This window comes from Desulfocicer niacini (assembly GCF_054657595.1).
In genome coordinates this window covers 16161-40071 of record NZ_BAAHYK010000044.1, presented here as the reverse complement: position 1 = coordinate 40071, position 23911 = coordinate 16161, and the positions used below count along the sequence as shown (strand labels likewise).

16 protein-coding genes are annotated in these 23911 nt (G+C 49.3%); 5 read left to right on the top strand and 11 right to left on the bottom strand.

What is annotated here, in order from left to right; translation table 11 throughout:
- Window positions 1-85: 85 nt before the first annotated feature.
- The 8 genes from ACYQ2M_RS19850 to ACYQ2M_RS19815 all read right to left on the bottom strand — a co-directional run bounded on the left by ACYQ2M_RS19850 (window position 86) and on the right by ACYQ2M_RS19815 (window position 13811).
- Window positions 86-1588, bottom strand: coding sequence for a BCCT family transporter (locus ACYQ2M_RS19850; RefSeq protein WP_459918120.1), 1503 nt, complete (start codon window positions 1586-1588; stop codon window positions 86-88).
- Window positions 1589-1994: 406 nt separating this feature from the next.
- Entirely contained in the window at window positions 1995-3596 is a 1602-nt protein-coding gene (locus tag ACYQ2M_RS19845; protein ID WP_459918119.1) for a sigma-54 interaction domain-containing protein, read from the bottom strand.
- A 391-nt stretch (window positions 3597-3987) separates the two neighbouring features.
- The gene (locus ACYQ2M_RS19840) at window positions 3988-5190 is read right to left on the bottom strand and encodes an NAD(P)-binding protein (RefSeq protein WP_459918118.1); all 1203 of its coding nucleotides are present in this window, start codon (window positions 5188-5190) and stop codon (window positions 3988-3990) included.
- Window positions 5191-5422: 232 nt separating this feature from the next.
- Window positions 5423-7093, bottom strand: a complete 1671-nt coding sequence (locus ACYQ2M_RS19835) for a response regulator (protein ID WP_459918117.1) — start codon at window positions 7091-7093, stop codon at window positions 5423-5425.
- A gap of 301 nt (window positions 7094-7394) precedes the next feature.
- Window positions 7395-7964 (bottom strand): chemotaxis protein CheB, encoded by a 570-nt coding sequence (locus tag ACYQ2M_RS19830; protein WP_459918116.1) that lies wholly within the window; start codon window positions 7962-7964, stop codon window positions 7395-7397.
- An 11-nt stretch (window positions 7965-7975) separates the two neighbouring features.
- Window positions 7976-8803 carry a CheR family methyltransferase gene (locus ACYQ2M_RS19825; RefSeq protein WP_459918115.1) on the bottom strand — a complete coding sequence of 276 codons (828 nt, stop codon included), beginning with the start codon at window positions 8801-8803 and terminating at the stop codon, window positions 7976-7978.
- 26 nt (window positions 8804-8829) lie between these two features.
- On the bottom strand, window positions 8830-12744 hold the full coding sequence (locus tag ACYQ2M_RS19820; protein WP_459918114.1) for a response regulator: 3915 nt from the start codon (window positions 12742-12744) through the stop codon (window positions 8830-8832).
- 17 nt (window positions 12745-12761) lie between these two features.
- On the bottom strand, window positions 12762-13811 hold the full coding sequence (locus ACYQ2M_RS19815) for an ABC transporter substrate-binding protein (protein WP_459918113.1): 1050 nt from the start codon (window positions 13809-13811) through the stop codon (window positions 12762-12764).
- Between the two features lie 247 nt (window positions 13812-14058).
- Between ACYQ2M_RS19815 and ACYQ2M_RS19810 the strand changes: the two genes are divergently transcribed.
- The 4 genes from ACYQ2M_RS19810 to ACYQ2M_RS19795 all read left to right on the top strand — a co-directional run bounded on the left by ACYQ2M_RS19810 (window position 14059) and on the right by ACYQ2M_RS19795 (window position 18000).
- Window positions 14059-15126 carry an oxidoreductase gene (locus ACYQ2M_RS19810; RefSeq protein WP_459918112.1) on the top strand — a complete coding sequence of 356 codons (1068 nt, stop codon included), beginning with the start codon at window positions 14059-14061 and terminating at the stop codon, window positions 15124-15126.
- Between the two features lie 61 nt (window positions 15127-15187).
- Window positions 15188-16351: an amidohydrolase family protein gene (locus ACYQ2M_RS19805; RefSeq protein WP_459918111.1), complete on the top strand. Its 1164-nt coding sequence runs from the start codon at window positions 15188-15190 to the stop codon at window positions 16349-16351.
- A 187-nt stretch (window positions 16352-16538) separates the two neighbouring features.
- Window positions 16539-17042 carry a ferritin-like domain-containing protein gene (locus tag ACYQ2M_RS19800; RefSeq protein WP_459918110.1) on the top strand — a complete coding sequence of 168 codons (504 nt, stop codon included), beginning with the start codon at window positions 16539-16541 and terminating at the stop codon, window positions 17040-17042.
- Window positions 17043-17142: 100 nt separating this feature from the next.
- Window positions 17143-18000, top strand: a complete 858-nt coding sequence (locus ACYQ2M_RS19795) for a DUF2156 domain-containing protein (RefSeq protein WP_459918109.1) — start codon at window positions 17143-17145, stop codon at window positions 17998-18000.
- 91 nt (window positions 18001-18091) lie between these two features.
- On the opposite strand, the gene ACYQ2M_RS19790 is transcribed toward ACYQ2M_RS19795, so the two are convergent.
- The 3 genes from ACYQ2M_RS19790 to ACYQ2M_RS19780 form a co-directional block, all read right to left on the bottom strand.
- On the bottom strand, window positions 18092-19384 hold the full coding sequence (locus tag ACYQ2M_RS19790) for a competence/damage-inducible protein A (protein ID WP_459918108.1): 1293 nt from the start codon (window positions 19382-19384) through the stop codon (window positions 18092-18094).
- A gap of 297 nt (window positions 19385-19681) precedes the next feature.
- Window positions 19682-20323 carry a DUF4126 domain-containing protein gene (locus ACYQ2M_RS19785; protein WP_459918107.1) on the bottom strand — a complete coding sequence of 214 codons (642 nt, stop codon included), beginning with the start codon at window positions 20321-20323 and terminating at the stop codon, window positions 19682-19684.
- Window positions 20324-20330: 7 nt separating this feature from the next.
- The gene (locus ACYQ2M_RS19780) at window positions 20331-22391 is read right to left on the bottom strand and encodes an AsmA family protein (protein ID WP_459918106.1); all 2061 of its coding nucleotides are present in this window, start codon (window positions 22389-22391) and stop codon (window positions 20331-20333) included.
- Window positions 22392-22671: 280 nt separating this feature from the next.
- On the opposite strand from ACYQ2M_RS19780, the gene argC reads away from it, so the two are divergent.
- A complete protein-coding gene (argC, locus tag ACYQ2M_RS19775; protein ID WP_459918105.1) occupies window positions 22672-23709 on the top strand; it encodes an N-acetyl-gamma-glutamyl-phosphate reductase in 1038 nt (345 codons plus the stop codon).
- Window positions 23710-23911 lie beyond the last annotated feature (202 nt).

Here is a 23911-nt window from a genome sequence, read left to right as displayed (position 1 = left end):
TCTCAAGACCCATTAGCTCTCATAAAATGCTTAAAATTCCAGGCATGGATCCCCTCAGTTACGGCGAACACCCCTGCTGTACAGATTACATATTATTATCTTTTTTATACCTGGCAAGCCCTCTGAAGGTACCGAAAATCACCAGCAGAAGAAGAAACATCAAAGGAAAAGCCGTGGCAATGGAAGCGGTCTGAATGGCCTTTAAACTGCCGGTACCAGCCAGCACTGCGGCCACAGCACCAAGCGCAATACCCCAGAAGGCACGAAGATTTTTCCCGGGATTTTCATGCCCTGACACAAACATGGCAAGGGAAATGGCTGCGGAATTGGCACTGGTGAGAAAAAAAGTACCGATGAGAAAAATCAGGGCTATGGACAAAATGCCGGTCATGGGAAGATGCTGGGCAATGGCAAAGATGGCACTTTCAACCCCGTGTTCCTTCAGGGTGGCGGTGACATCAAAACTGATACCCGCACCGCCGATAACCCCATACCACAGAAAATTTCCCAGGGTGGGCAAAATCAAGGTGGCGGCAACGGTTTCCCGAATACTTCTTCCCCGGGAAATTCTGGCGATAAACACTGCCACAAAGGGTGCCCAACTCATCCACCAGGCCCAGTAAAACACGGTCCAGCTACCGATCCAGTTACCCTCGTAACCCGGGGCGGTGAACAGGCTCATGGGAATAAAGTGAAGCAGGTATTGTCCAATGGCGTTGGTGGTAAGATTAATCAGAAAAATCGTGGGGCCAAAGATAAGAACGAAAAACCACACGGACACAAACACCCACATGTTGACATCGCCAATAATTTTCACCCCTTTTTCAAGCCCTGTGTAAACCGAAAAGGTAAAAATAGCCGTGAGCACGCCGATGATAATGTAAGTACTGCCAGGTCCCAGGGTCAGGCCGTATTGATATTTAAGACCACTTGAAAGTTGAAGCGCCACAAGACCCGTGGTGGTGGCAAGACCACCCAATGTGGCAAACACAGCAAAAATATCAAGCACTTTACCCCAGGTACCGTGGATTTTATCCCCGATGACATAATAAAAGGCACTGGAAAATTTCAGCGGAAGATTTTTAGTGAAACAGGCATGACCAAGGGCAATGGTAAGCATGGCATAGATGGACCAAGCACTTAAGCCCCAGTGAAAAAACGAATAGGTCATGGCGTTGGCCCCGGTTGACGGAGTAAGTGCCTCACCACCAAAGTAGGGGGGCGGAGTCATGTAATGGTACGCCGGTTCTGCCGGTCCCCAGAAAACAATGCCTGCGGCAATGGCAGATCCGAACAGCATGGCAAACCAGGAAAAATTTGAAAATTCGGGTTTATCGTGTTCAAGACCCAGCTTGAGATGGCCATAACCTGGCCCCATCAGTACAAAGCAGCCAATGACCAGCAAAAATGCCGTTAACAGATAAAGCCATGCCCAGTTGCTGGTGGTCCAGCTGAACACGGCGTTGATGGTTGTGCCCATATTTTCCGGAAAAACGATGGCCCATAGAACAAAAAGTACAGTTAAAGATGCGGAGACCCAGAATACCATGGGGTCAAACGCTTTGGTGGGGGCTGTGGGTTGTGACACGAGAAACTCCTTTATGTTAGAATCATTAAGTGAAGTCACCCCCTGGGCACCTTCCTGAACATCGGGAAAATGGGTTTAGCCCGGCATCATGATCGCCTAGGGGATTTTTGACGGAACCTCTTCCAGGCCCCGTGCATTTGACTTTAAACAAATCAATTGATTCTTTTAATTATAGCAGATTCCGTGCCACTGTAATCCGGCACATAAAAAACAAGAATAATAATGGCCCTCCCCACAGGCTGGGAGGGCCATTATCTATGATCAATCACCTGTTTTTTTAAATACAAATCAAACAAAATCAGGCCATGGAGAAAGCCTAAAAAAAGAAAATTATTTTTCCTGTGAAAACAAATTTCTATGAAATTTTTTCTAATGAAAAATATTTTTCAGATTGATTAATAACACCTCAACGACGCATGAAATCAATGCGGCTTAAGGCATGCTTCTTGATTTTATAGTGCAGCAACTGTCGGGAAATGCCCAGGATGGAAGCTGCTCGGGTGACATTGCCTCCGGAGGCGGTGAGTGCATTTTCCAGGGCCTGTTTCTCCTGTTCCGCCTGATTTTTGGCCAGGGGAATCTTTACATCCGCCGCCGGTGAACCCGGCCATTGAACAAGGTCAGAAACGGTAGCCGATGGAGAAAAATCCCGCGAAACATCCCCCTTTCCCGGGGATAGTAACAATTCATCTCTTTTCTCAATCCCATTGGAAGACAAGGGGGCATGAGGGTCTGATTTTTTCATAAATCCGTCGTCGATGTCCATGCCAAGGGCGCCTGTTTCAACGCTGTCCCAATATCCGGTACCCGAAGAAAAATGCTGAATCTTCAGCACATCCTCATGGCCAACCATATTCATGGCACCTTCAATAAGATGCTCCAGTTCCCGGATATTACCCGGCCACCGATAGGCCATAAAAAGATCCATCACCCCCGGAGAAATGGACTTCACATGGGTACCAAGGAAGACATTGAGTTTTTCAATAAAATGAAAAACCAGCTCATTCATGCCCTCTCTTCGCTTCCTTAACGGGGGCAGTTTTATCAGGACAACCCCCAGGCGATAGAAAAGGTCCATTCTAAGCAGATCGTTGTTCACCGCCATGCGGGGGTCTTCACTGACTGAACTGATAATTTTAATATCCACGGGGGTCTCTGTTGATGCCCCCAGCCTGCGCACTGTTTTTTCCTGAATGACCCGAAGCAGTTTGGCCTGAAGTACAAGGGGCATGGCAAGCAGTTCATCCAGAAAAAGGGTTCCACCAGTGGCGCTTTCAAACAGACCCGGTTTATCCAGGGCACCGGTGAAGGCACCTTTGGTGGTACCAAACAGCAGTCCCTCCAGGAGATCATGGGGAATGGCAGCGCAATTTACCCCCACAAATTTCTTCTGTTTCCGAAAACTATGATTATGGATGGATTGGGCAAATAATTCTTTACCGGTACCGGTCTCTCCCTGGATCATGATGGGGGAAGACGAGCTGGAGGCCTTCCTGGCAGCACTGACCACCCGCTGGAAATCAGAGCAGTTACCGATAAGATCGGCAAAAGTATAGCGAGTACCATTGCCCAGATCAGAACGACAATGGGCAATGGATGTTATGGGGGTTGATTTCTGAAGCAGTTCATAATCTTTAACAAAACAGATGGCACCATTGACTTCAGTACCGCATAAAAGCGGATACACACTGGTGATGGTGTTGGCCACCTTACCAGAACAGCTACGATAAAAAAACGTTTTGTTCTTAATGGGGGTACGACGGCGAATGCATTGCATGATCATGCTGGTCTGTTTGTTCAGGTCATAGATATCTGTGACCTTCAGGCCCACCACATCCCGGGCATTCAGATCATCAATTTTAGACTGGGTATAATTGTAAAACAAGATATTGCCCTGACAGTCAGCAATAATAACACCATCATCCAGGCCATCCAATATAGACAGGAAATCAATGCGGCCCATCTCCAGCGGAGAAGAAACAGCTTTATCATGGGGCGGACGGGCCATTTCTTAATCCTTTATCCGTATGCAAAATTACCAACACCCCAAAGCGTGATTACACCACCTGACACCATGGCTAGCTTACTAGCATGGGAAGGGAAGAAGGTGGATACATAGAATCAACGTGCCAGCCAACAGGACTTTCGTCGCTCAAGGAATGTTGAGTTAAAAAAAGGAATTATAAAAAAAACAGTCATAAAAGTCAATGATCAATCTAACTGGTATGTGGATTTTTTAATGAAAAATGCGACATCAGAGCACCCAACTGTCACCCGGTCCGGAAACGAATCGGGTGTAGGGTTGGCTCAGCAATTGTGACCGGTGGCCCATGGTGTGACCAAACCTTTTTGGGGGCTTGATCATACGATCGGCCATCTTGGGGAGAGTTCAGAGAGGGTTAGACATAGTCGGTGTTAAGATCATGCTTATTTTTTGCGTGGTGTTCATATCCACAGCCATAGCATCTTGCAGCCTCTGCAAGTGCCGAAGGAAGATCAAAGGTCTCTTCCACCATTTCCATGGCATTGTCAGATCCGGTACGCATTGATTGCGGGGCATCAATTCTGGCAGCAGGGTGAAACCCAGCGCAATCGATCTCTTTTTCAGTCACCACATGGCAACTGGCATGGCTGCGTTCTCCCAGTAGATAAATTTCCATGGAGTGGGCGGTACCATTTCCCACCCGGGAAATTTCCACGGCTTCCCGGATGGCACAGACACCTGTGTCAAAATAAGCATAAAGGGCAATGGCAGCTGTTTTTCCAGCACCCACCGCATGGGCAATGCTCTGGATTCCATTGTACCAGCCTCCCCCATATACCACAGGGATTTCACCAAGCCTGACAGTCACATTTCCAAGCTCAATGTGAATGACATCCTCCCGGGTCTGAAGGGCGCCATGCAGGGTGCCCATGTTACTGCCGACACATTGAGAAAAGGTCATAAACTGGGAAATCCCTGATCCCACAACCACGGCATGGCACCGGGACACCAGTCCTTTGACAAAATGTGGGTCCAGGGAACGGCCACATTGAATGCTCACACCCAGGTTACGAATTCTGTTAATCTCCATGTTCAGCACTTTTTCGGGCAGACGCGATTCCGGGATAGCCCATTGAAGGGACTGTCCCGGGGTGGGGGCAGATTCATAAACCTCACATGAGAACCCAAACATGCTTAAAAAATAGGCAGCGGACAAGCCGGAGGGACCCGCTCCCAGGACGGCGATACGTTTTCCATTCAAGGGAAGTTTTTTTATGGTGGGACAAAAATCCTGGTTCAAGGCACGGTCACCCACAAATCGCTCCATGCTGCGAATGGCAAGGGCCTCATCCTGGTTCATGCGATGGCAGGCGGTTTCGCACGAATTAAAACAGATACGACCGCAGGTGGAAGGAAATGGGTTTTCTATCAGAAGAGATTCAAACGCCTTTAAGAACTGCTCCTGACTCACATAAAACTGCATCTTCGGTATATCTATTCCAGCGGGACAGGCAGCACTGCAGGGTGATACACTATGTTGGACTGCAGATTTTACTGTATGGAAACGATAAAGGCCTCTGGTGATGACCGACGGCTCATCATAAACGGCATCAAGCATGGTGCACACTCCCCCAAAAACCAAAAAGATGATTCAATTAATATATAAGATATATTCCATGAATTTTATTCACTATAACTAAACATTGTTTGATAAAAATTAATATTGACAAATCAATGCCGTGTCAAGGAAAATATTGGGGATTACTTCCAGCGACTTCCACATGGTGGCACTCAGGTTCTCAATTATTGATTTTTTTTCAGAAATTTCCCTTGAATCATATTACCTTTCATCAATTATCCAGTACCTCTCGCACAGTTGTGAGAAGGGTCTTTTTATCGGATGGTTTGGCCATGAGTGTACGGGCACCGATCTCCACCGCACGGGATGCCGTCATTCTCCGACTGTAACCCGTTGATATAATAACAGGAATATCCGGGCGGATGACCAGAATTTTCCTTGTCAGCTCATCACCGCTCATCCGTGGCATGCTCATGTCCGTAATAACCAGATCAAAGGCATCCGGTTGGGCATTAAAAAGGGCAAAGGCCTCTTCACTGCAGCTCTTTGATGTCACCTGATAACCAAATTTTTCAAGAATACGGGAAGCGACCTTGCAGATCACCTGCTCATCATCAACAAAGAGTATCCGTTCCGTTCCTGTGGGCAATTGACGGACATCGACAGTGGGTTGAGCTACCTTATTTTGTTGGGCCGTGGGCAGCAGGATGGTGAAAACAGTCCCCTTCCCCACTTCACTGGCAACGAAAATCACACCGCCACACCCCTTTACGATTTCATTCACCATGGCAAGTCCCATCCCCGTGCCTTCGTGGATCCCCTTGGTGGTGAAAAACGGATCAAAAATGGAATCAATGATATCTGCAGATATGCCACAGCCGGTATCGGAAATCTCAAGTAGCTGATACATGCCCGGTGACAGTGTTTTGCCGGGTGGCATATCAGGCATATTATCCGGCGTTATACTCACATCCCCCAGGGAAATGGAAAGAAGGCCACTGTCGCTCATGGCATGGGCAGCATTGGTGCAAATATTCATGATCAACTGGTGAATCTTAATGGGGTTTGCCAGAATAAGGGACACACTAAGAATATTTTCCTTGATCTCTATGGATGTGGGAATGGTGGATCGAAGAAATTTCACCACCTCCTTTGCCACAAGATCCATCCGCACAAGCTTTGGGTCTTCATCCGTTTTCCGGGCAAAATTAAGAATCTGATTAACCAGATCCTTTGCCCGCAATCCGGCGGCATATACCTGTCCAAGATTTTCTTCCAGAGGAGAATCCCTGGGGGCACTGTCCATGGATAATTCAGTGTATCCCAGCACCGCAGCCAGAATATTGTTGAAATCATGGGCAATTCCTCCGGCCAGGGAGCCAATGGCCTCCATCTTGTGTGCCTGAATCAACTCTTTTTCAGCCAGCTCCCTTTTTTCTATCTCAACTTGAAGTTCATGGATGATGTTGTTCAACTTCCGGGTCCGCTCCTGAACCTGAAATTCCAGGATATCGTTGATTCCGGCAAGCCGATTCTGGGATGCCTCCAACATTTTCTTCTGGCGATCCAGGGTCAGAAACACATTGACCTTGCTTAACAACACCTTGGGATTGTAAGGCTTGACCAGAAAATCCACAGCACCGGCATCATAGCCTTTGAATACATGGTATTCACTGGCATACACAGCTGAGACAAAAATAATGGGAAGATCTTTTGTTTTTTCTTCACCGCGCAGAAATTCTGCCAGTTCATACCCATCCATCCCGGGCATCTGGACGTCCAGGAGGGCAATGGCGAACGAATGATTCAAAGAGGCTATCAAGGCATCGTTGCCATTGTCCGCCATAATGATTTTCGCATTGGTTTCCTTGAGAATCTGTTCAAGGCTGAACAGATTGGCAGCCTTGTCATCCACAATGAGAATTTTTTGCAACTCGTTCAATGCACTCCCTCCATTTTTGTATAACCCACAACGAATATTGGGTCGTAGACGCGGAGCCAAATGGCATTATGCCGCCCCCCCCCCGACGGGCAATGGGCCCGGACCGGAACTGTAGACAGCTCAATTGTCCGGTTCCTATTGCCCGTCGGAGGGCGGCTCTGTTGAGGTAAACTTAAAGGCTACCTTTTCATATAAAGAGTCCAACCAATAGACTGAAATCATTATTTTTTCAATTTTACTTGTGGCAGACGTCTGCAGGCTTGTTTTTTTTGGGGTGCTGCTTTATCACAACCCATCCAGTTCAGGCCATCGACTTCAAAAAAAGGCCCATATCTTCCACACTAAAAATTTTATCCACTTTTCCAGTATCAATGGCCGCCTTGGGCATCAAATAAGAATCGGCGGTATCGGGATCCTGGGCAATGGTAAGTCCCCCCCTGTCTTTGATGGAGCAAATACCCCGGGCCCCGTCACAGCTTGCACCGGAGAGTATAATCCCCGTCAGATCTCTGGTCCAGGCCTCCGATGCACTCTCAAAAAACACATCAATGGATGGGCGGGAATAATTGATCTTGGGATCAACGGACAGGGCAAAGCTTTTTTCCTGCTCCACCAGAAGATGATAATTGGCCGGAGGAAAATAGATCATTCCCGATTGTACCTGCTCTTTGTCTTCTGCCTCCTTGATGTGATGGGGAAACCGCCTGGAAAAAAAATCAACCAGCCCCCCATCATCCTGGGGATGCAGATGACACACGACAATCACCGGAAACAAAAAATTCCGCGGCAGATACGAAAACAGCCGGACCAGTACCTCCAATGATCCCGCTGACCCTCCAATGGCAATGACAGCTTGTTTCTGGGCTTCCATTATTCTCTTTTTCACCCGCTCAGTTTCTGAAAAATCTTATTTTTGGAGTCAATCTCCTTAAACTTGTCCTGGTACGATGAAAACAACAGGCTTTCCTTCATTCCGAGGCACAGGAATCCGCCGTGGGTCAGACTCTCATAGAAAAGACGAATCACCCTTTCCTGGAGCTCTTTATTAAAATAAATTAGCACGTTGCGACAAAGAATCAAATGGGTTTCAGTAAACACCTGGTCCATCACCAGATTATGATTGGCAAAGGTGATTTTTTCCTTTAAACGGCTCTTCATTGCCATGGCCTCGTACCGAGCGTAATAGTAATCGGAAAAGGAATGTCTGCCCCCGGCCAATTGATAATTCAGGGTATATTGCCGGGCATTATCAAGGTTGTAGATTCCCTGTCTGGCCTTTTCCAGGGCCGTGTCATTGAAATCCGTGGCAAAAAAAGTGGCGCGATCTCCCAGTCCCTCTTCGGCCATTAAAACCGCAAGGGAATAGGCTTCTTCACCGGTGGAGCACCCGGCATGCCAGATTTTAATGTACGGATAACTTTTCAAAAGCGGAAGAATATTTTCCCGGAGAGCCAGAAACAGGGACGGATCACGGAACATCTCCGTCACGGTGATGGAAAAGCCCCTGACCATTTCTTCAAAAAAGGACTCATCATGTATCAGCCGGGGAATCATCTCCGACACCCATGCAATCCTTTGATCTTTCATGAACTGTAAAATCCGACGACGAATGGATGCCCTTGCATAATTCCTGAAATCATATCCATATCGAAGGAATATGGTATCCAGCAGGAGCTGGATTTCCAGATTTTCAACCTCATTTGATGTCATAGGGAAACATCCTGTTTTTTTAAATGTTACCGGTAAAGCCACACCCGCATCATGGACAGCAATCGATCAATGTCCACGGGTTTGGTGAGATAATCATTGGCCCCGGCAGCAATGCATGCATCTTTGTCCCGGTGCATGGCTTTGGCAGTAAGGGCAATAATGGGCAGTTTGCTGAAACACGACTGCTCCCGAATTTTTTTCATGGTTTCGTAGCCATCCATCACCGGCATCATGATATCCATGAGCACCAGATCCACATCCTTTTTTTGCGCCAGGATTTCAAGGGCCTTGATACCGTTTTCCGCCTTGATGGTGTGGATGCCTTTATCGTTCAATACCTTTGAAAGGGCAAACACATTGCGCATATCATCATCCACAATCAAGATCCTTCGATCCCTGAGCATTTGATCGGTATCATGCAGGTCCGAAATTATTTTACGTTTTTCTTCCGGCATTTTTTCCACCATTCGATGGAGAAAAAGAGAAGTCTCATCCAGAAGCCGTTCCTGGGATCGCACCCCTTTTATTATGATAAATTCCGAATACCTTCTAAGGTTTTTCTCCTCTTCCACGGTGAGTTCCTTACCGGTGTACACCACCACCGGTGGAAAGGTGATGTCCGGGGTATTTTCCATTAATTTCAAAAGATCAAAACCGGACATGTCCGGCAGCCCCAGATCCAGAATCATGCAATCATATGACTTTTTCCGCAATGCTGCTATGGCCTCATTACCGGTGGCAGCCTGGGTGATGGCCACATCTCCATCATCGATGAGACGGGTAATGGCCTGACGCTGGTTGGAATCATCTTCCACCAGAAGCAGATCCTTCATTTTTTTATTGATCATGGTGGTCATACCGGCGAGGGCTTTTTCAATATCTTCCCGATTTACGGGTTTGGTGAGATAGCCGATGGCCCCCTTGGCAAATGCCTCGGGCACGGGATCATCAGCGGACATGAAGTGCACTGGAATATGCCGGGTGGCTGAATTTTCTTTCAAATATTCCAAAACCGACCATCCATCAATGCCCGGAAGGTGTATATCCAGAATAATGGCGTTCAACGGGTATAGTTCCACCAGTTTGAGCCCCTCTTCACCGGTAAGGGACACAAGGGCTTTAAAGCCCTTTTCCCTGCAGAAGGTGAGCAGGGTTGCGGCAAAAGAGACATCATCTTCAACAATGAGAATGGTCTTGTCCCCGTCATTGATATCATCCCTGTCATCTGCCAGGGGATTTTCCAAAGGTGCCTCTGCATCAAGTGCCGGCACAACAGATGGAGCTCTTGCAACAGACTCTTTTTCATTCTTGTTTGTGATAGATAAAACCGTTGTCCCTGCAGGGGAGGCCTGGATGCTTTCCAGGGGAAGAAAAAGCGTAAAGACGGCTCCTTTATTTTCTTCACTCTGAAGGTGAACCTCTCCGCCCAGCAGATGGGCAATCTCCCGGGATATGGACAGGCCAAGTCCTGTACCGCCGTATTTTCGAGCCGTACCGGCCTCCAGCTGTTGAAAAGCCTCAAATATTTGTGACTGTTTGTCTTTGGGGATGCCGATACCGGTATCCCGGACATCCATGGCAATGGTATTGTCACCGTTAAGTTCCGGGCGGATAAAGGTGATCCCCGCCTCAGGCTTGTAAATCTCCACGGTGACTCCCCCCGAATCTGTAAACTTGAAGGCATTGGAAAGGAAATTTTTCAACACCTGGTCCACGCGCTGGCGGTCATTTACAATGATGTCAGGTGTATTGTCCCTTACAACAACGTTCAGGAAAAGGTCTTTTTCCCAGGCAAGATGCTTAAAATTTCTCTCAAGGCTACTGGCAAATTCCCTAATCTCAATGTCACCCATACGCAGTTCCATCTTTCCGGCTTCAATTTTGGACAGATCCAGGATCTCATTGATGAGGTGGAGCAGATCATTACCACTGTTGTGGATAATCTGGGCAGAATCCACCTGATCCTCTAGAAGATTGCCCTCCTTATTGTCGGCCAGCATTCGGGAAAGCAGCAACAGACTGTTCAAGGGAGTCCTGAGTTCATGGGACATGTTGGCCAGAAATTCGGACTTGTATTTACTGGTGGTGGTGAGATCTGCGGCCTTTTTTTCAAGGTCCCTGCGCAATGTTTCAAGGGCATAGTTCTTCTCTTCAATGCTTTTTTTATTGCGCTCAAGATATTGTGTTTTTTCTTCCAGTTCTTCGTTGGCGGCCTGGAGTTCTTCCTGCTGTTCTTTAAGCTTGCTTTCCGAGGCCATAAGCATCTGAGTCTGCTCTTCCATCTCTTCGTTAAAGGCCTGCAGCTCTTTTTGCCGGCGCTGCAATTCTTCGGCCTGTTGCCGGGTGTGCACCAGGGCGCTGTTTAAATCCCGCCGCGAACGGGCCGAGGCAAATATGATGGCTATGGTGTCAGCCGTTTCAATGAAAAATTGTTTTTTCAGCTCGGTGAATTCTTTGATGCCCCCAAGCTCCATGACAGCCTCCACCCCATCGTTGTATACAAAGGGCACAAAATTTAAGTGCCAGGGTGAGATGGAACCAAGCCCCGAGGTGACCGAAATATAGTCGGCAGGGATATCCCTGATATCCAGAATCTGCCTTTCCAGGACAGCCTGTCCGGCAAGCCCCTGGCCGGGCTGGAAATGATCACAAAACCCCGGACCGGGTTGAAAGGCATAGCCGGTAACATATTGATAAGCGCCCCTGCCGTCATGGACGTAAAGAACTCCCACCTGCTCTTCCAGATACCGGGCCATGAATGTGATCACCTTTGAACACAACTCTTCCAGGGACTGATCCCCCCGGAGCAGATTATCCAGCTGGGTGACCCCCTGTTTTAACCAGTTCTGGTCATCTGCAAGGGTACGGGCCATTTCCAGTTCCTGGGCCATGCCGTTAAAGGAGCGCGCCACGCTGCCCAGTTCGTCCAAGGAGGTCACCGGTATCCGGTGCGAAAGAATCCCTTCGCCGATGCGCCTGGCCCCGGATTCCAGACGGCGCAGGGGGATAATTGTTTTCATGGTAAAATAGAGGGACAACAGGATGGCCACCCCCAGTACCGCCGCCAGGAGTATGGTTTGACGATGGGTGATAAGCGTCACCGCGGCAAGGGCTTCTGTCACGGACTGGACCACCACCACCAGAAGTTTTGGCTCAGACGTGGCACGCACATTGGTCAACACCTCCCCCTGCTGTCCATTGGTGTAAATCTGATTGGGAACAAAGGCCGACCGTCCGGCGACAAAGGCCTTCACCTGGGGGTTGGCAAGGTCATCTTCCCCGGCCAGCACCACACTGTGGTCAGGGTGCACAAGAATTTTTCCCTTGTCATTGACAACGTAAACATACCCCGTTTCGCCCAGGCGAAGATCAGCGGTGAAACTCAAAAGTTTTTCAACATCCACTTCGCCCACCAGCACCCCAGTGACATGGCGATCCATGGGGCTGAGCATGGGAATAAACACATTCAAAACCAAAAAATTACTCCGGGAGGAATGGATTCCACCAATGATGGCGTTGTGATCAGCGTTTGTTTCAAAAACCGGATAATCATCACGTATTTCCAGATCTGCCGCAGTATATACCCTATCCCGGCCCACCTTAACCGTTTCTTTACCCCCAGCATCGGTGAGGGCCAGGGAATAAAGGTGGGGAATATTTCGTAACAGCTGCTGCAGAAACCACTCCTGATCAAACAGATCTGCAGTTTCCAGTTCATTGGTTTCAATAATGAGCTGAACCGATTTAATCATATGGGCAAGGGAATCTTCAATAAGGTGGGCCGAATGGCTGGCGACCCCTTTGTGAATCTCCGCAAGGGAATGCAACCGAACACGCCGGATATCATTGATTGTGGTAATGCCAAACCCGGCCAGGGGAACAATTGCCAGAAGCAGAATAAAGACCGTCAGTCTGAAGCTCAGCCGATGCCACCATTTCATGGATGTTTCTCCCGAAATTAAAATTGAATATCAACGATCTCATCAGCCATGCGCCAGGTGCGGCCGGTAAATTTCAATCCCAGCCGTTCCACCAGTGATTTATTGATGATAAGCTCCAGTTTTTCAGGAAATTCCACCGGAATATTTGTGGGGTTAATCCCATTGACAATTTTATGAACCAGGCGGGCTGCCTGCTGGCCATTGGCGTATCGTGAACCGGCATAGGAGGCAAATGCACCCGATTGGATGCTGTTTTTGCCATGACCGAAAATGGGAATTTTTTCAGCCATGGCCCGGGGAAAAACAATGCTTTTAAGGGTGCGGTCAATCGGTGCCACGGGAAACTGGAGAATCACATCTGTGGTGTTACGGGATAAGGTCTCTGCGGCTTTGGTTATATCGGCATCGGATTCAACAGTTGAAACCTGCAGCGTAACGCCCAGCTCATTGGCTGCCCGCCGGGCCACGGCAAGGGACTCCACAGAGGCTACAATGGAAGGGACGTGGAAACAAAAAACTGTTTTTGTTTCGGGAAGCATCTTTTTAATAAACCAGAGACGCTTGGCGGTGAGATTGGTGTCGTTAGTATCAATACCAGTGAAGTTATTGCCGGAACTCACCATACTGGCAACTACACCCCGGTGCACCGAAGACGACACCGAAAGAAAAATGGCCGGTATCCCCGTACCGGCCGAAGCCACCAGCAGGGCATCGGCCTCTATTCCCCCTGCGGCAACGGCAATATCGGGTTTATCCGCAATGATCCCGGCGGCCAGTTCCGGCAGTCTTTTTCGATTCCCCTGGGCATTTTTAATACCATAGATAAAGGTATGATGGCTTTCTGTGGCATGTTCCACCAGCGCATCCTTTAATCCCTTCACCGTCTCCAGTCGAATATCACTGGCCATGAGAATACCGATGCGTATCTCCTTTGCCTGGGTCGCCGCCGGGGAGAACAGAAGCGTACCCAGCAGACACAACAGGCATAAAAGAGCCATCCGGGAACCTTGACGAAAAAAATCCACTGGCCGTTTTCCATGTTTTTGTCTCCCGAAGCGTTTTCCCATGGTCACCCCCCTCTTTTATATTTATTTGTATCGTTTTATAAAATCGAGTCTATTTTGTATATGGCCAGTTTAGATGATATAATGAACCAGGGCAATTCAAAAAAAATTTCCCTGGCCTGTATTTTTTCCAAAGATGCTTATATTCCATCTGATCATTTGGTTTCAATGAATGGTTTAACGTCATTTACCACTCAGGATTTAAGTCGCTCGGATATGATCCATCACTCACAAGAAAAGGAGAACGATCATGACAGATACCATTTTTTCCCCGTTTAAATTAAAAAATTTTACATTGAAAAACAGACTGGGGGTTGCCCCCATGACACGCATTTCCGCCGGTGAAGACAGCATTCCCCGGCAGGATGTGCTGGATTTTCTGGTCACCCGTGCCAAAAAAGATGTCGCCATTGTCTACACCGAAGCCATTGTCACCGATTATGAGAGCGCCCAGGGCTATCCCGGGCAAGCCCGCATGACCACCCAGCCCCAGATTGATGCCTGGAGAAAGGTCACCGATGGCATCAGAGAACAGGGGGCCGTATCCATATGCCAGATGTTCCATTGCGGGCGCATGGCATGGAAAGCCATCAACCCCGCCGGCAGGGTCATTGCCCCAAGCCCCGTAACCCCGGTCCAGAACAATCCATTCACCGGCACTCCCTACGAGATCCCCGATGAAATGAGTTCCTTTGACATGGCCCACGTAATAAACGGTTTTAAAGAAACGGCCAGGGGTGCCATGGCCGCAGGATTTGATGGGGTTGAAATCCATGCGGCCCACGGGTATCTCCTGAACCAGTTTCTCTCCACCTATTCCAATAAACGAACCGATGAATACGGCGGTTCCATGGAAAACCGATTCCGGTATGTCCGGGAAGTCATTGAGGCCGTAAGAGAAGTGATTCCCCAGGACCGTCTGCTCATTGTCAGGGTTTCCAACTGGGGCATTGCCGACATGGATGTATCGCTGTTTGAAAATAAAGCACAATGGCAGGAGATGATCCGCCTGTTTGATGCCCAACCCATAGATGCCATTTCTGTATCCACCTATAATTACGCCATGGATGCCTTTGGCTCAGGACACACCATGGCAGCCCTGACGCGTCAGGTGACAACCCTTCCCCTGATGATCTGCGGCAAAATCCATGACCGAAAAAGTGCAGAAGATGCCTTCAGGGATGCAGACATCGTCCTCAGTGGAAAATCAAGTCTGCTCAATCCCGACTGGGTGCAGGACCTTCGGGACGGAAAGGAAATGCCGGCCCACAAGTCCGAAGATGCCAACGTGGCTTATACCACCACCCCCCTGCCATAGCACAGCAGTATAAACAATGGATGGCGCACCACGGGGTTAGAAATTCAAAGGAGTTTTATTCTTGTCAAAAACCAATGGATCTCAAATAGAACTGATCCGAAGCAAACGTATGATCACAGGGGTACCAGGACAAAAAATTATTGATGACGCCTGTATGATCCATGACCATAAAAAACTGTTACGCATTGGCAGATACAAAGAGTTAAAAACGCTGTACACTGGTGAAATCCAGGATCTGGGTGAAATCACCATCACCCCCGGACTTTTAAATGCCCATTGTCACATGAAACTGTCCGGCCTTAAAGACAAAACAGTGCCTGGTCAGGGGTTTGTTCCCTGGCTGATCAGCATGATCAAAAACAACTATACCGAAACCGATTACACTGCTGCAAGAAAAGCTGTCACTGAATTCATGGATCATGGAGGATGTGCTGTGGGAGATATAACATCTGTGGCGGATATTAAAATAGCGGATATCTTCACGCAGCAGGGGCTTTCTTTTACCTGTTTCTGTGAAGCCTTTGGCTTTGTCCCCCCGGGATTACCCATGACGGATATCCCCTACAGTGCCAATGGCTGTGCCGCCATTGCCGGAGCGGGGCATGCTCTTCACACCACCAATGCCCAAACCCTTCAGCAGATTAAAGCCCAGGACAGTCAAAGGGGGCTGCCCTTTTCCATTCACCTGTCCGAACACGATGATGAAGTCGACATGCTCATGGGCAAACAGACAGCATTCCATGATCTGCTGCTTAAAGGCAACCTGATAGACGCGTCTTACATCCCCCCCATGGAACGTCCGGTGGCCCACGCCGCCGGGCTTGGTTTACTTGACAGATCCACCATTGCCGTGCATTGTGTAAAACTAAACGATGAAGACATTGACATATTGTCAGCCCATGGTAGCCATGTCTGCCTTTGCCCCCGCAGCAACGCATTTATCGGCGTGGGTCGGGCTCCCATGGAAAAGATATTGTCCGCCGGTATCAACGTAAGTCTTGGAACGGACAGTCTGGCATCCAACCATGATTTAAATCTCTGGAATGAATTGTCACATTTTATCCAGGAACTTAATCAGGAACTATCCATTGAAACGGCCGTGGGTCTCATCACCTGGAATCCGGCAAAGGCACTTTTAATGAACAGGTGGCTGGGCTCCCTGGAAGAAGGGAAACGGTTTATCTACGCCGTGATGCCCCCGGAAGTGGAGAGGCTTTTTTGCTGAAACCGGATCACACAGTTAGAGCAAACACTTGCCACAATGAAAATCGAAAGAGGTATGATACCGCCTCCGGGGACTGCCCCCGGAGGCTCTGATATCGGTGGTTTAGGTATCAAAATCAATCATGAAAAATCAATGGCTTTAAGCACCCAAAACCCAGTAGCTACTTTAAAAAACAACAGGAGGCAGCATGACCGAAAATAACACCTTGAATATTTTAAAAAAAGCAATCATTCTGGAGCAACGGGGGCATGCATTTTATAAAAAAGTTGCCCAACAGACTGAAAATAAAGCGGTGAAATCTTTTTTTGAGTCCATGGCCAGGGAAGAGACCCTTCATTTGAAGGTGCTGGCGGAACAGTTCAAATCCTTCACCGCCAGCGGTAAGTTTGAACCAGGCTCCTTTAAAGATGCCCAAAAAAGTGAATTGCCCGATGCCATTCTAACCCCGGATGTGATCAAAGGGATTGCCGCAGCAGGGTTTGAAGCCTCGGCCATCTCCGCGGCCATGGTTATGGAGCAGCGGGCCGTGAACATCTATGCCGATCAGGCCGATGCCGCCCAGGATCCCGAGGAAAAAAAGCTTTACCTCTGGCTGTCCACCTGGGAGCGGGATCACTTAACCATGCTGATGGAAATGGATCAGTTATTGCTGGATCAGGTGTGGGGAGATAACAGCTTTTGGCCCTTTTAATCCCGCAAACCCTAAACCTGGAAGGGGGAATGATTCGGGCGGATATCGCCCAGACGATCCCCCCCATTCCCCATTCATATGCCACGGGAGACATTTTTACATGATACCTGATTATCCCGATGCAGTTGAGATCACCATGGATCTGAGAGACACGCTGCATCCTCTGTTCCAGAAACTGCCGGAAGGCATTTCAGAATTCACCTTTTCCAATATCTATCTGTTTCGACAGGCGCACAACTACCGTGTTTCCCGAATGGGAAAAAAGCACATTATCATCCTGGGAAAAGACAAGGGCATTCCCTTTTTCATGTGCCCCTTTGGCCTGCCTCCCCGGGAAGGCCTTGCCACCTTGTTTGCCGACCATGGCATCCTGAAATGTGCCACCCAGACCCAGGCGGGCATCCTTAAAGAAAAGGGCTGCATCGTCACCGAAGACCGGGATAATTTTGACTATCTCTATTTCCGGGACAATCTTGCCGAGCTTACCGGCAGAAAGTATCACAAAAAAAGGAACCTCATAAAAGCATTTATCAACAACCACAACTATGAGGCTCGACCCCTTCTGGAGTCTTACATGCCCCAGGCTCTGGAAGTGCTGGAGCAATGGCGGGAAGGGCGAAGCGAAGACGGCGATTACCATGCGGCCCGGGAGGCACTGGAAAAATGTGAGCCCCTTCAGCTGTGCGGTGGTATCTACTACGTGGAAGACCGGCCCGTGGCCTACACTTTGGGAGAAGAGCTTGCCCTTGGAACCAGTTTTGTCATTCATTTTGAAAAGGCACTGGATGAATACAAGGGCATCTATCAATTCGTAAACCAGGCATTTGCCAGCATTATCACCGCTCACTACCAGACCATAAATCGGGAGCAGGACCTTGGACATCCTGGGCTCAGGCAGGCCAAGATGAGTTACCAGCCCGATGGTTTTGTGGAAAAATTTAAAATAACCAAAACCTGAATGGACAATGTGATTATCAAACCCGGCCTGTCAGATGGACCCCGATGTCGGCATCCACAGGCAACATATGACACCGGTTCCAATTTCCATATCAGGCCACCACTGCATCATCATGAATATTAACTGCCTCGGGCTGTAATACAAGTTCCCGCCTCAGCCGCTCCAGGGCCATGGCGGCAAACATTTTTTTATTCATCCCTCTGTCATCATGGGAAAAGGTGTGGGTAAAGGTCCGGGCACCGTCAGGTCCTGCCACGCCAATACACACCATACCCACGGGCCGAGTATCGCTGCCCCCCCCGGGTCCGGCAATGCCCGAGGTGGATATGCCCCAGTCCGCCCCGGCTTTTTTCCGCACTCCCAGGGCCATCTCCAGGGCCGTTTGTTCATGCACGGCACCATGAATATTCAGGGTCTCTTTTTTCACCCCCAGCACCGAGATTTTTGCCTCATTGGCATAGGTGACGGCAGAAAGGACAAAATAATCAGAACTGCCGGAAACATCGGTGATCTGGTTTGCAATAAGTCCGCCTGTACAGCTTTCAGCCACGGCAAGGGTCTGCCCCCGCTGGGTTAACAGCTGTCCCACCGTGGCTTCCATGGACAATCCCTGTGTGGAAATCACAAAGCGGCCAAGTCTTTCAAGAACCCAGGCCTTTGCCTCTGCCATTTTTTCCGAGGTCACCCACCCCGCCTCTCCGGCAAAGGGATCACTGCCGAATTTCACCTGGATAAAAGGGAAACTGGCCCGGAATCCCAATCGCATGCCGGGAAAGTTCTCATAAAAGTCTTTCAGCTTATGACCGGTTTTGGACTCGGGCAGGCCGAACACAGTTAACCTGCACAGCACCGCAGACTTGCGAGCCGGATGCCGGGCATCCATCTCGGGTAGAATATGACGCTCAAACATTGCCTTCATTTCCCGGGGCACCCCGGGCATGAAATAAAATCTGGCCCGGCCATAGTCCAGGAAAAATCCCGGGGCCGTGCCGCAGATATTGTCCATCACGGTTGCCCCAGCGGGCAGCATGGCCTGTTTTTCGTTCCCCGTTGTCATATCCCAGCCCTTGCGGGCAAAGTAGGATGCCATGGAATCAAAGGCCATCTGATTAAGCACCAGATCGTCTCCGGTGGCCACGGCCGCGGCCTGGGCCGACAGATCATCACTGGTGGGTCCAAGTCCCCCGGTGACCACCACCACATCACACCGGGTGGAAATTTCCGTCATGACATCACTTATGGTATCTATATCATCGCCAACACAGTTCACCCGGGTGACGTCCACCCCGCTTTCCCGCAACCGACGGGAAAGCCAGCTGGCGTTGGAATCATCAATGTCACCCCAGAGGACTTCATCCCCTGTGGACAATATTTCTGCTTTCATAGAAACGACCTTTCTCTCAATTTTTTTATATATAAAAATACGGCAGCAGAGCCCCCAACGGTCACCCAGATCGGCCCATTCGGAACCAAAGGCGATCAGCCCTTTTACCCTGCCGGGCGTTAAGAAGCGCAGGCTGTTTGAGGACAAACCTGCCCGCAGTTCCTGCGCTTTAGACCGGCAGGGCAAAAGGGCCGCCGACGGTCCGCGGCCGGATCGGGTGACCGTTGGGGGCGGCATCTTGCCATTTTCATCCTTCGTTGTGTCGGCTAACCGACATGACCGTTATAAAAAATTCGCCTAAGCATCGGTATCCGATGTCGGCGGTGAAGACCCGGAAATACCAAGCCACCGCCCCAGAACCGAAAAGATCTTTTTAATTCCCCGCCACAGCTTTGGCATGAGCCAGATCAAAAGTACAATAAAAAAGGCCAGCAGCGCTATAAAAATCCAAGGATGGGTCAAGGATGCCCATATGCCCCCCACCACCACCACATCTTCCAGGATGGAGGCAATCCAGTTGGAAAAGGGTTCCGGAGAAGTGTTGATCAACACCCGGGAACCGGCCTTGGCCGCATGGGAGCTGGCGGCAAGACCGCCCCCTAGAATGGCTGCGGCAACGGCCACAGACGTGTTCACCTCCCCCACGGCACCGGCGGCCAGCATCACCCCTGCCGGAATGCGCACAAAGGTATGAATGGCATCCCAGCCGGTATCCACCCCCGGGGTTTTATCCGCAACAAACTCAACAAAATACATGACACCTGCGGCCCCCATCACCAGGGGATCCATGAGGATGTGAAGATTTTCAGGCAACACGATGTTGCCCGTTGTTCCCATGATTCCCAGAACCAGCAAAGTGGCATAAAGATTAATACCACTGGCCCAGGCCGCCCCCATGGTCATGGACAGGGTGGATATGATCTGATCAAGATTTTCCATAGTTACCTCATTGCCCAAGAGAAAAATTTTTCAGCAAATTCTTGGCCTTTTCTTTAATCTCTTCTACCTGCTCACTGGAATCTCCTGGGTTCTTTATAAGGGCCTTTACATCTTCTTTGATCTGTTTCACCTCGGGAACGGAGGTCTTTAATAAAGATTCCATGTCAGGTCTGAATTTTGGTTTGTCAAAGGTCCCGCTTACAAGCACAGGTACAGTGATGCCACTGCGTTCCTGGGTATCGCCCTGTCCCTTCAGTGTGGCCACAAATTTGGGCTGCACCTTGAAATCAAGGATTTCTTTGGCCAGATCTGCATTGCCAAGCACCAGAAGCCGGATTAAAGGAGAACTCATGGTGATCCCCGGGGTATTAAAAAGCCCCCGGGTGAGGGTGAAGGGTGCCTTAAGTTCCGCAAAATCGGTCCGGGGTTTTTCCGTTGTTTGTTGAGCAAGACCAAATTTAGCAGTCACATTTCTAACCATACCAGCCAGATCCACCCCCACAAGGGCACCATCGGTGAAAATCAGCTCTCCGGTGCCATTGAGGTTCTGTTTGATAACTTCCGGAGTATCTCCAAGAAAGTTAAGATTCACATCGGCCTTCAATGCCCCTTCAAGGAACTCTTTCTGAGCAGCATCTTTAAGCAGCGGTCCCACCTGGACACCATCTGTCTTGAGATCAAAGGTACCTTTGGGCGTATCAGTCTGGACATTCAGACCAAGCGCGGATGTCATCCGACCCTGGTATAAATCCATTTTAAAGGGATCCAGATGAAATTGCCCTTTGGAGCCGGTAACTGCCATATCCAAATTTTCAATCACCATGCCCCCGGCTTTGAGTTTTCCCACCCTGGCATGTCCATCCAGCACCAGTTTACGTAAAGGTGCATAGTCTATTTTTGTGGTGGCAGAAGCAACGGGCGTTTTTCCTTTATCACCGGCACGTGATGCCACCGGGGGTGTTTGGGTATGTGAAGGTGGAAGATATCTGTCCAGATCAAGGGTATCAAGGTCCATATTAAATTTTATATCAGGCTTGGAAAACGCCTTGACTGCCCCTGAAAAAGAGATCCTGGATTCATCCAGCACCATTAGACCATCGGCAATGGACACGGCGGAGGGCGTTCCTGACAGGTTCCCTTTAAAAGAAAATTGTTTAAATGTATCCGTGGCGGGCAGAAGTCCTTCTTTTCCCAATGTTTTTAAAAGGCTCCGGGGAGAAAAGGCTGCCAGGTCCAGGGCCAGTTGAAACCGGGGTGCCGGGGTGGTGGCATCAACGACTTTTCCCTTAATTACCAGGGAAATTTCCTTTAAAAGTTTAACCGTTACATTCAAGGGAAGTTCCCCCTGTGCCGGGGGATTGCCCACCGGTCCCACCTGGCCTTTAACAGCAACAGGCTTTCCGTCCACCAGGGCCGAAAAATCAAGGACCACGGGCCCGTCAAGGGAAATATCTGTTAACAGTAAATTAACATCGGAGAAGGTTGTGGATGTTTTTTGTAACCTGTCATGCCACTCTACAATCCCGTGGGTGATGGAAAATTGATCCACTTTCAAAGCGCTCATCGGCAAACCCGTGGATGGGGCATTTCCCCCTGTAAGCGCTGTTTCCGGGGAAGACGGTTCTGCCGTCTTATCGGCACCCAGGCTGCCCGGTGCAGCAGGCCCAGGCCCCAAATTTTCCCAGTTACCGACACCGTTTACCCCTTTTATAAGCACCAGGCGTGGACCATCCATTATAAATTCCTTTACCTGTATATCCCGGGAGAACAGGGGTAAAAGCTTTACCTTGACCTTAAAGGAATGTACCGAAACAAAGGAAGATTCTTTAAAACCCGGCGGATTTCCCAATTGAATATCAGACAGAGAAACTCCCACCCAAGGAAAAAGGGACAATTTAAGGTCTTCGCTCAGGGAAAAGGGACGTCCTGTGGCCTCAGAAATCATCTTTTCCATGCGGGGCTTGTATTGCTGCACATCCACAAATCTGGGGATCAGCAACACAGCTGCCACCATGATAACAACAAGGGCAGCCATGCCCAGTAAAAACCATTTGAATATTTTTTTCATGGAAACCTCCGGATTAAAATAGTTAGGCGTGAGCAAGCCGACTATTTACAGAACAGGATCAGCAAGCTCTATCATTATTAGATTTGTACAAAGCCCTGTCAAGGAAAAGCAGTGGTTTACTCATAGAATCGGCCATTCCAGGCAGGGGGCAGGCGTACCTTGTAATCAAAGCCCGAATCTTGCCTTGAAAAGACATGCATTGTCTGATAAGGTTTATTGATTCTATCAAACCCTTTATAATAACTGGGTATTATTCTACTTTTTGCACGATGGGAATAAAATGATTAAAACATGTATAGCAGGGGCAACAGGGTACACCGGCGCAGAGCTTGTAAAATTAATCTCAGGGCACCCCGACGCAGAGGTGACAGCGGTCACCTCCCGTTCCTATGCCGGTAAAAAACTGGTGGATATTTTTCCAGCCCTGAGAAAAATGGTGAACATAACCTGTGAACCAATGGATCCGGCATCCTTAAAAGGCCGTGTTGACTGTGTGTTTCTGGCCCTACCCCACAAGGTGTCCATGTCCTATGCACCTTTTTTTATTGAAAACGGCATCAAGGTAATTGACCTGTCCGCGGATTTCAGATTCAAAGACGCAGGACTCTATGCGTCTGCATATCAGCCCCACAGTGCCCCGGAACTTCTGGAACGGGCCGTTTACGGCTTAAGTGAAATCTATGGAGACGACATCGGGCAAACCGAACTGGTGGGTAACCCGGGATGCTATCCCACAAGCCTTTTGCTGCCCCTGATCCCCCTGATCAAAGAGGGTCTAATAAGCCCCCGGGGAATTGTGTCAGACTCCAAATCCGGAGTCAGCGGTGCCGGGCGTGCCCTTTCTCTATCCTCCCATTTCTGTGAGGTCAACGAATCCTTTAAGCCTTATAAGGTAGGTGCCCACCGCCACGTGCCGGAGATGGAAGCTATTTTATCTTCCCATGCCGGAGAACCGGTGAAAATAACCTTTGTCCCACACCTGATTCCCCTGACCCGGGGCATGCTCACAACAATTTATGCCGAAGTGACACAACCCACCTCCCATGGAGCTGTGATGGACATTTTGAACCAATACTATGGCCCGGATTCCTTTGTACGCCTGCTGCCCCGGGGAGAGTTTCCCAACACTGCCCATGTCCGGGGAACCAATTTCTGTGATATAGGAGTCCATGTGGACTCTGACAGTAATCGGATCATTCTGGTCTCCGCCATTGACAACATCCTGAAAGGGGCGGCAGGCCAGGCTGTGCAGAACATGAATCTGATGTTTGGGCTAAACCAGAGACGGGGCCTTGAGCTGATTCCGGGAGCCATATAACGATCATGTCGGTCTGCCGACACAACGAATAATGAAAAAGGCATTATGCCGCCCCCAACGGCCACCCGCTCCGACCGGACCGTCGGCGACCCTTTTGCCCTGCCGGTCTAAAGCGCCATTACCGCAGGCACTGTCCTCAAACAGCCTGCGATTTGGTACAATCGGCAGGCAAAAGGCCTGATTTCCTTTGGCTCCGAATGGG